A 9,375-nucleotide genomic window follows, 5' to 3' on the forward strand; every position below is an offset into this window, starting at 1 on the left:
TGATTCCGTCTACTCGACTGACGCCCGCTTTACGGGCGAGGGTTGTGGATTGCCCTGCAGGCAATGATTTTGTATGCCGCTTCGCGGCAGGCTCGCTGCGCTCGCCCCCTTTGGTGGCTGTCGCCACCACCTTTACCCAAAGGGAAGCATGTCACTGGATTCTCAGTCGCCTACGGCTCCCTACGAATCCAGTTCCTTTGCCACCCCTCTTCGTGGGGGCACTATGGGTGCTTACCAATGCGTGACATGACTCTGCGGGGTAGCATAGAGAGGTTAATTCTTCCCCTCGTGGAGGAGTCCGGCGCAGCCGGATAGGGGGTGGCCACGGTAGTGGCCAATTCAGCAGAATGTATAGCGTGACTTAAGCAGCAGAAAGCCAGTCCCGTAACGCCCTTGCGTCCCCTTTAGGGTGGCAAAGGAACTGGAGTCACACCAGCGAACATAATTTGTAGGAGCAAAGCGACGCGCAAATTATCGTGAGTCGGTGATAGCCGTGCTGTAGGGGAGCGAAAGCGACCTGAGAATCCAGTGACATGCTTTCCCGTGGAGAAGAGGGCCACGAAGTGGCGAAGGGGTGGACGGGGGTAAGCAGAGGAATGATACTCTATGCTGGTATGACTGTGGAGGTCCTGCATAGGACCTCCAATTCAGCCGAAGTTGGCCTCTAGCCTGCCCAATAAGAGGCTTTCCTTTTAGTCGGCTGACCGATCGACAGGCAGCCTTCTGGGAGGAGATTTCTCGGCTCCGTTTCACTGGCTCCACGAAAATGTGATTCATACCGGCACTTCCTATCGCTCGAAATGACGGGGCACTGATGACACAAATGTAAGACCCGTAACGCTGACTTTATAATCATAGCCGCCAAAGGCGGTGCACAGCGAACTGGATTTGTAGGGAGTCATCAGACGACCGAAAATCCAGTGAGTCGTTTCCCCGGTGGGGCTATCCACAACCCTCGGCCCAAAGGGCCGTCAAACCTAAGAACCCTTGGGCCCCAGGCCCATCAATCTTAAGAACCTTTTTTCACAACCTTCCTTCACACAACCCTTCTACACAACCTGCGGCGCCAGCCGCGCCCCAAAAAGAAAAAGCTCCCTATGGAGGGAGCCTATCTATAAAGGGGAAGGATATTTATCTGTCTCTGGTACGGCAGAGTCCGCGGTCGCAGTTGCGGAGGAAACGGAGGAGGTGTTCGATTTCCGGGGTGGAGGGCAGTTCCTGTTCCATTTCCAGGATGGCATCGTTCAGCTTGAGGCCGGAGCGGAAAATGAGGCGGTATGCCTTTTTCAGGCAGCTCTTCACTTCCGGCGTAATGTTGTTGCGGGCAAGGCCTACGCTGTTGAGGCCTACTACCCGGGAGGGGTTGCCGTCTACGATGACGAAGGGGCATACGTCCTGCACGATTTTGGACATGCCGCCTACCATGGCGCAGGCACCGATCTTGACGAACTGGTGGATGCCGCTCATGCCGCCGATGACGGCGTGGTCTTCTACGGTGACGTGGCCTGCCACGCCGGAGAAGCTGGACATGACGATGTGGTCGCCGAAGTTGCAGTTATGGGCTACGTGGGTGTAGGCCTGCAGCATGTTGTAGGAACCGATGCGGGTTTCGCAGTTTTCGCCGGTGGCGCGGTGGATGGTCACGTATTCGCGGATCAGGTTGTGGTCGCCGATGACTACGGTGCTGTATTCGTCACGGAACTTGAGATCCTGGGGGTCTTCCCCGATGACGGCATGGGGGTAAATGTGGTTTTCTTTTCCCATGCGTACGTTCTTGGCGATGACGGCGTGGGCGCCGATGATGGAGCCTTCGCCGATTTCACAGTTTTCACCGATGACCGCATAGGGCCCGATGACTACGTTTTTATGAAGGATTGCCGTGGAGTCGATGACGGCGGTTGGATGAATTTTCGGCTCTGCCGATTGAATGACTTTTAATTCCATTGTCCCATTCCCCTTTATGACGGCGGCTGTTTTGACTGCCAGCCGATTTTTTGATTTGTGATTCTCTTTATACATAAGTCCCCTATCTCTTTCGGTTTTGAAACAGCGATTTAGGGGTATTTATAAGGGGAATCTTTCATTCTCTCCGATTTATTCGAATTTCCTCTGTTTATTAACTCTTTTTATATAGTTTAAGGAAATTTATTTTCTGCGGGCTTCCTGCTCTTTTTCCTTCTTTTCCGGAGAATCGTTGGGATCCATGAGGTAGAAGAGGAAATCCGCTTCTGCTTTGTGCACGTCTCCTACGTGGCATTCGCAGTGTACTTTGCCCATGCGGCCGATGATTTTCTTAATGACTGCCTTGGTGACCAGCTGGTCGCCGGGGAGGACGGGAGAACGGAAACGGACGTGGTCCATGCCGGTGAACATGGGGATGAGGCCCCTGTTTTCTTCGGGGTACTGGAGGGCTACGCCGCCTACCTGGGCCATGGCTTCGCAGATGAGGGCGCCGGGCATGACGGGATGGCCGGGGAAGTGGCCCTGGAAGAAGGGTTCGTTCATGGTGACGCATTTCACGCCGATGGCATAGTCCATAGGTACCATTTCGATAATCTTGTCTACCAGGAGCATGGGGTAGCGGTGAGGCAGAATCTCCATAATTTCTTCAACATTTAATTCCATAACAGTTCCTCCTTATCCTATTTCTTGTATGTGAGGCAGGCTTTATTTTTTCAGGGCCTGCAGTTTTTCAGAAAGTTCCGCGTTCAGTTTGTGGCTGCCCAGGACGGCGATGATGTGGGCGTGAAGAGGTCCTACGAGGGAAATGTCGCCCAGGATGTCCAGAATTTTGTGGCGCACCAGTTCGTCCTTGAAACGGGGTACGGAGAGGCATTCCGTTTCCGAGTAAACCACTGCGTTCTCCAGGGTGCCGCCCTTGCCGAGGCCCATTTTCTGCATGGCCTCCAGTTCCCAGGTGAATCCGATGGTTCTGGCGGATGCGATTTCCTTCATGTAGGAATCATGGTCGATGATAATGTCCACCATCTGGGTGCCCAGAAGGGGATGGGGGTTGATGGAGGTGAAGGTAATGCGGAGGCCGTCGTAGGGAAGGGCTGTGATGAATTTTTTCCCTTCGTAAATGGCCACGCTCCTGTCCAGGGTGAGGACGGGAATGTCTTCATCCTGCTCTTCAATGCCCGCTTCTTCCACCATGTCCACAAAGGTCTTGGCGCTGCCGTCGCCTACCGGCGGCTCGGGAGAGTCCATTTCAATGACACAGTTGTCAATTTTCAGGGCGTAAAGGGCGGAAAGGAGATGTTCCACCGTAAAGACCTTGGCCGCTCCCTTTTCCAGGGTGGTGGCACGCATGGTGCTGGTGATGTAGCGGCTGTCCGCCGGCACCTCCGGCGCGCCGGGAAGATCGCTCCGGCGGAAGATAATGCCTGTCCCCGGCAGGGCGGGATGCATGGTCATGGTGACGGGCATGCCGGAATGAAGGCCGTTGCCCTTGTAAGAAACCGGTTTCCTGATTGTGTGCTGTTTTCTTTTCACAATGAGACACCTTTCGTTCATGAAATTATACTTTTACAATTATTTTATTATATCGTTTTTTGAGGGATAGCACAAGGTTTATGGGAGATTGAGTCATAGCTGCAGGGAGCTGTATTCTCGAAAGCAAGAGAGAAAAAGGTTCTTAAGATTGACGGGGCTGACGCCCCGAGGGTTCGGAGGTTTGACAGCGGCTTCGCCGCTGAGGGTTGAGGTATCGCCCAAAGGGTGATACCTCAACCCTCGGGCCAAAGGCCCGTCAAACCTTAGAACCTTAAGAACCTTCGGCCCGTTAGGGCCGTCAACCCTCACGCCCGCCAGGGCGTGTCTACGCGCCCCTGTGCACAATAAAAAATCCGCTAAACTGCTGTTTAGCGGATTTCATGGTGACCCAAGAGGGATTCGAACCCCCGACACCTTGATTCGTAGTCAAGTGCTCTATCCAGCTGAGCTATTGGGCCAAATTGGCAGGGGCAGAGGGACTCAAACCCCCAACCTACGGTTTTGGAGACCGTTGCTCTATCAATTGCGCTATGCCCCTAGACGCTTGTTTCCTGCGACTGTATTATCATAGCAGATAATCCCAGAAATTGCAAGAGGTTTTGGAAATATTTTTTTGAATGACAGAGAATGGCGGCAGCACTTGCGGCGGGCGGCTGTATTTCCGAAAGCAAGAGGGGGCGCCTTATGAAAATGGTAAATTATAAATTGTGAATGGTAAATGAAGGTGGCGCCTTTAAAAATAAAGGGCGCTAATTTAATAAAAACCATACAACCTCGCGACCCTCGTGGAAATGAAGCCCTTTTGGTGCCTGCGGCACCACCTTTCTCCACGGGAAAGCGTCTCACGTGGTTCTCAGGTCGCTTTCGCTCCCCTACGAACCACGTTCGCTTGCCACCCCGCTGTATCGGTCGGGCGACAAAAGGAAAGCGCCTTTATGGGCAGGCTAGGCGCCTTACTTCGCCCGACTTGCACATCCTATGCAGGATGTGCACAGTGGACAACAACCCGTGCTTTGCTTAGAGCTGCATTTGAGATATCAGCCTCGCGGAGCTTTGTTCTGCCACCGCTTGCGGGGGGGGACGATAAAAGTGAAGGCGGCCTATTTATTTCGCACAATGTAATCCCGAATATCCTGGTGAAGGATTTTCTTATAGTCTTCCACGCCGGGCTGGTCGAAGGCGTTGATGTCTGCCAGGGCACCTTCGTAGGCGATGGTGAGGAAGAAGAAATACATGAGGGCTCCCAGGTGGAAGGGGGTGATTTTCCTGATTTTGATGGCACAGCTCATGCGGCCTTCAGCGGCCAGGGCCTGTTCGTTGGCCTTCCGGGCGGATTCCAGCATGAAGTCCATGGGCACGTCCCCCGTTTCTCCCGATTCCTCGCAGGGCACGGAAAGGCGGCTCCTGCTTTCTTTCACGGAAATGAACTGTACCAGTTTGTTTTTGGCTCCCTGCTGGTGTTCCTGGGTGAGGGAGTGCATGTCCGTGGTGCCTACGGCGGCGACGGGAATGCGGCCGTAGTGGATCACATGGCCTGCCATGTCGTATTTCTTGCCCAGGGATTCGCCCAGAAGCTGGGCGTACCACCAGCCGAAGGAGCGGAGGGTGTCGCCGTAGGGCATGATGATTTCAGCGGCCATGCCGTATTTCCTGCTGGCGGCGTATTTCAGGGATGCCAGGAAGAGGGCGGGATTTTCTTCCGCTTTTTCGCTCCGGCAGGCCTCTTCCACCATCCGGGCGCCGGAGAGGAGGTCTTTGATGTCCACGCCTATGAGGCGGGCGAACACAAGGCCCACCTGGGAGAGTTCGCTGAACCGGCCGCCGATGCCGTCGGGGACGGTGAAGCAGGGGAGGTGGTTTTCATTGGCATACCGGCGAAGGCTGCCCTTTTCCTTATCCGTAATGGCCAGAAGGGAAATGTCCGCAAAGGGGGCAAGGAGGGTTCTCAGGGCCTTGAGGGCGCTGGAGGGTTCGATGGTGGTGCCGGATTTGGAAATCACCAGAAGGAGTACCCGGCATTTCCGGCCTGCATGGCGGCTCTCCCGCTCTACTTCTTCTGCCAGCTGGAGAAGGCCGTGGGGATCCATGTTCTGGCCGGCAAAAAAGACTTTGGGAAATCCGTTTCGTTCTTCCCGGTCCATCATGTTCCAGTAGGGGCCGCAGAATACGTCAAAGAGCATCTGGTTGCCCAGGTAGGAGCCGCCGATGCCGATGGAAATCAGAATGTCCGCCGATTTTGCCAGCTCATCGACATGGAGGAGGCTTTCTTTTTCCTCTTCCGTAATGAGCACATTTTCATCCAGAATATAGGGAAGGCGGGGGAAAAGGACGCTGCTGCCGTCAGGTCCCTTTCCGCTTTCCCGGAGCTTCGTCAGTGACCGGCCTGCCTTTTCCATGAGGCCTGCCATGTCCGAAAGGTCTTCTGCCTTCACGCTCCAGTCATGGCCTAAAAGGTTCCTGATGTCAATATCCAGCTCATTCTGAATGGTCATATAACTCTCCTGCACTTTCCCATTTGATTTCATAAAAACACTGCTAAAAAGTAATTATATAAGATATAAGAGGGGAATACAAGTTATAAAAAGTGGACGGGTGTACTGGTGAGCTGGTGGGATAGTGGGACAGTGAGGCGGGCGGGGGGCTGTCTGCAGGTCCTGTCATCCTTTTTCTCTGAACCCGGGCTGCAGAGCGGCTCTACTTGATCTTATTCAACCGTTCTGCCAGAACCTGGGCGGAGGGGTCACCGTTTACCGGTGTGATGACGGCTTGATTTCCAAGATAGACGGTGCCGTCCCTGGCTTCAGCGGGCCGGCTGTTTTCTCCGTGGTCATAGGCGGCAGCCAGATTTCCCAGGACGAAGTATTTCCTTTCGGCGGCGCTCATATCTCCTGCCGGAGCGGGGGTGACGAATTCCTGGCCGTTGACCATGACGGTGTCTGTATTGCTTTTCAGGGTGACATGTTTTTTAGACAGCTCGGTCAGTCTTTTTTCATAGGTGTCCCTGCGCTGGCTGTTGGAGGGGTGGTCGGAGGGGGCGAAGACTTCCTGGGCGAAGGAGGGGTCGTTGTCGCCGCCCTTTTCTATAACCCGCTGCCACAGGGCGGCTGTGGCTCCGGGATTATAGCCGGCACGGTAGATATAGTCGAAGGACAGTTTGTCCGCTTCCTTTTCATCGCCTCTGCCAATCTGGACGGTTTCTATCTGGTTCACCGCAATGCCCAGCACTTCCTGCCCCAGGGCAGCGTCGCCTATGGCGCCGGAAAGGATGGCGGCACCCAGCTCTGTTTTGGCTTTTTTGTGAAGAGCATTCATGACATGGTTTTTCTGGCCGTGTCCCATTTCATGGCCCAGCACCACTGCGATTTCATCAGTATTGGTAAGGTACTTGAAGAGGCCGTCGTTTACTACCATGACGTGCCCCATGGAGCAGGATGCATTGAAGGATTCATCGGCAGCAATAAAGTAGATGTAGGGCTTTTTATAGATGGAAGGGTCTTCCGCGCCTATACTGTCGGTGAGGCGATTCATAATGCCCGATAGTTCCTCTTCTTTGGCTTCATCATGAACCACGCCCATTTTTTCCTGGTAGGATTTGAAGAGTTCCTGCCGCCCTTCTTCCGTATCATTGTAGTAGTTGAACTGCTTGTCCAGCATGGCATACTGGGCGGCGCCCTGGGCAATACCGATGATGTCGCCGATACTGAAGGCTTCGGCTGTCGGGGCGGGAATTCCGAGAGCGCAGGCAAGGGCCAGAGCAGCGGCTGTGGATTGGCAAAGGATTTTCTTTTTCATGAAATCAGTCTCCCTTCATTATAATCTGTCTTTATGATATCGCATTTGGGAAAGGAAAGGGAGAGGCTGTGTCTGCTGTCCGCTGTCCGCTTACCGCTTCCCTAGGCGACAGCAAAGGATCTCGGTACGCGTCGATAGTGACTCCTTCGCTGATAACTGCCAGTCGGCGGGAAGACATCAGATTGTCAGACGTCAGACATCAGACGGGCGGTATTCCCGAAAGCAAGAGGGGCGACAGCCCTGCGCTTTCGCGCGGGCTGAGGGTTGTGTAGAAGGGTTGTGTCCCAAAAGGGAAAATGACTCACTACATTTTGTGCGTCGCTGGTGCTCCTTCATCCTCTGCTGTCACTGACTCACTGGATTTTCGGGTCGCTGTCGCTTCCCTACAAATCCAGTTCGCATAGTGCATCCTCTGCTGTCACTGACTCACTGGATTTTCGGGTCGCCCTGATCCCTTACGAATCCAGTTTGCATAGTGCAAAATGTGTTCGCTGTGCATCGCTTCGCTCAGAATGGCCGGTCGGCCAACTAAAAGGTAAGCTCTTTTATATGCAGACTAAGGGCCAACTTTGGCCGACTCGCGCATTCTATGCAGAATGCACGCACGTGGGGCAGGAAGGTAAGCACGTAACGCTGATTTCATAATCATAGCCGCCAAAGGCGGCTATCCATAACCCTCGGGCCGAAGGCCCGTCAAACCTAAGAACCCTCCGGCCCATAGGGCCGGTCAAACTTAAGAACCTTTTCCACAACCTTTCCTTACATAACCCTTCTATACAACCTGCGCCGTCAGCCGCGCCCCTTTTTATTTTGCGGCGCCAGCCGCCACCACAACCCTCAGCCACGAAGTGGCTGTCAAACTTTAGAACCCTAAGAACCTTCGGCCCGCCAGGGCCGTCAACCTTCACGCCCTTCGGGCGTGAAAAATCCCCGGAACCGTCATAGTTCCGGGGATTTCCTTATTTCGTCCAGTCGTGGTTGTAGACGTCGTAGTTTTTCTTGGATTTCAGATAGCGGATGCTTTCGTCGATATCGGCCAGGAGTTTGTCCTTGTCCCTGGGGAGGGTGGCTGCCAGGCGGATGTAGTTGGAAACGTGGTTGCTTCTGAAAATCATGTGTTCCGTTTCCGGAAGGTCCAGGTGTTCCACAATGACCTTCAGTTCTTCCATGAGGCCATAGGGGGGAAGGGGGGTGAATTCGCCCCGTTCAAACTGGTCTTTCAGTTCGCTGCCCCGGTAGAGCATGAGGGAGAGGGCGGACAGGTGGGTCGGTTTGATTTCATTGATGGCATGGGCAGTGGCCAGGGCATGTCTTTCGCTGCCCGGTACGCCGGCAATGCCAAGGATAATCATGATGGAGAGATCCATGCCTGCAGCCCGGACGCGTTTGCCTACTTCGATGGACTGCTCGCCGTTCACACCTTTGCGGATGTCCTTCAGGGTCTGGGAATCGCCGCTTTCCATGCCGTAGTAGAGAAGCTGGAGGCCCGCTTCCCGCAGCTGTTTCAGTTCGTCCAGGGACTTCCGGAGGATGTCTCCCGGCGCCGCGTAGGAGGAAACGCGCTCCAGGTTGGGGAAATATTTCTTCAGGGTGTTCAGGATTTTAAGAAGCCGTTCCGTAGGAAGCACCAGGGCATCGCCGTCGGCCAGGAATACCCGGCGTACGCCGTCCCGGTCTACGGAGTAGGCAATGGCAATCTGCCGCATGATCTGCTCGTCGGAGAGCTTTTCAAATTTCACGCCGCGGTACATATTGCAGTAGGTGCAGCTGTTGTGGGCGCATCCTCTGGTCACCCGGAGAATGAAGCTGTCCGCTTCGCTGGGCGGACGGAAAACGGGGGTGTCATAATCGTCGAAAAATAAACCTGCCATGTGATCATATCCTTTCGTGGAAGAGAAGGGATTCCTTCTTCTGCATAAATGAAAAGCGCTTCCCTTGCGGGGGCCTCTGTAAGAAACGTTACGCATGTCATTATACGATATCTTTCAGAAAAATACAACTAAAAATTTAAATATGTTTATGTGAAGGATTGCGCCCTCTGGGCGCAAAGGGTTCTTAGGATTGACGGGGTTTCACCCCGAAGGTTCG

At 54.1% G+C, this 9,375-nt stretch carries 6 protein-coding genes and 2 tRNA genes; all 8 read right to left on the reverse strand.

Features of this window, described 5'->3' with window-relative positions:
• Window positions 1-1,131: 1,131 nt before the first annotated feature.
• The 8 genes from lpxA to Q0482_RS05425 all read right to left on the reverse strand — a co-directional run bounded on the left by lpxA (window position 1,132) and on the right by Q0482_RS05425 (window position 9,158).
• Window positions 1,132-1,944 (reverse strand): acyl-ACP--UDP-N-acetylglucosamine O-acyltransferase, encoded by an 813-nt coding sequence (gene lpxA, locus Q0482_RS05390; RefSeq protein WP_299144345.1) that lies wholly within the window; start codon window positions 1,942-1,944, stop codon window positions 1,132-1,134.
• 201 nt (window positions 1,945-2,145) lie between these two features.
• A complete protein-coding gene (gene fabZ / locus Q0482_RS05395) occupies window positions 2,146-2,625 on the reverse strand; it encodes a 3-hydroxyacyl-ACP dehydratase FabZ (protein ID WP_299144348.1) in 480 nt (159 codons plus the stop codon).
• Window positions 2,626-2,667: 42 nt separating this feature from the next.
• Complete coding sequence (gene lpxC, locus Q0482_RS05400; RefSeq protein ID WP_299144355.1) at window positions 2,668-3,495, reverse strand: UDP-3-O-acyl-N-acetylglucosamine deacetylase; 828 nt, start codon at window positions 3,493-3,495, stop codon at window positions 2,668-2,670.
• A gap of 381 nt (window positions 3,496-3,876) precedes the next feature.
• A tRNA-Arg gene (locus tag Q0482_RS05405) sits at window positions 3,877-3,953 on the reverse strand.
• Between the two features lie 4 nt (window positions 3,954-3,957).
• Window positions 3,958-4,033 (reverse strand) — tRNA-Trp (locus Q0482_RS05410).
• 562 nt (window positions 4,034-4,595) lie between these two features.
• Complete coding sequence (locus Q0482_RS05415; protein ID WP_299144351.1) at window positions 4,596-5,987, reverse strand: glucose-6-phosphate isomerase; 1,392 nt, start codon at window positions 5,985-5,987, stop codon at window positions 4,596-4,598.
• A 202-nt stretch (window positions 5,988-6,189) separates the two neighbouring features.
• Window positions 6,190-7,287, reverse strand: a complete 1,098-nt coding sequence (locus Q0482_RS05420) for a M48 family metallopeptidase (RefSeq protein WP_299144353.1) — start codon at window positions 7,285-7,287, stop codon at window positions 6,190-6,192.
• Between the two features lie 959 nt (window positions 7,288-8,246).
• Complete coding sequence (locus Q0482_RS05425) at window positions 8,247-9,158, reverse strand: radical SAM protein (RefSeq protein ID WP_296981948.1); 912 nt, start codon at window positions 9,156-9,158, stop codon at window positions 8,247-8,249.
• Window positions 9,159-9,375: the final 217 nt, after the last annotated feature.

Source organism: uncultured Dialister sp., assembly GCF_937959425.1.
Taxonomy (GTDB): domain Bacteria; phylum Bacillota; class Negativicutes; order Veillonellales; family Dialisteraceae; genus Dialister.

What these genes read in the sequence shown, in the direction of transcription:
- Q0482_RS05420 (WP_299144353.1), bottom strand. Translation starts at nt 7,287, where the DNA reads ATGAAAAAGAAAATCCTTTGCCAATCCACAGCCGCTGCTCTGGCCCTT.
- fabZ (WP_299144348.1), bottom strand. Translation starts at nt 2,625, where the DNA reads ATGGAATTAAATGTTGAAGAAATTATGGAGATTCTGCCTCACCGCTAC.
- lpxA (WP_299144345.1), bottom strand. Translation starts at nt 1,944, where the DNA reads ATGGAATTAAAAGTCATTCAATCGGCAGAGCCGAAAATTCATCCAACC.
- Q0482_RS05415 (WP_299144351.1), bottom strand. Translation starts at nt 5,987, where the DNA reads ATGACCATTCAGAATGAGCTGGATATTGACATCAGGAACCTTTTAGGC.
- Q0482_RS05425 (WP_296981948.1), bottom strand. Translation starts at nt 9,158, where the DNA reads ATGGCAGGTTTATTTTTCGACGATTATGACACCCCCGTTTTCCGTCCG.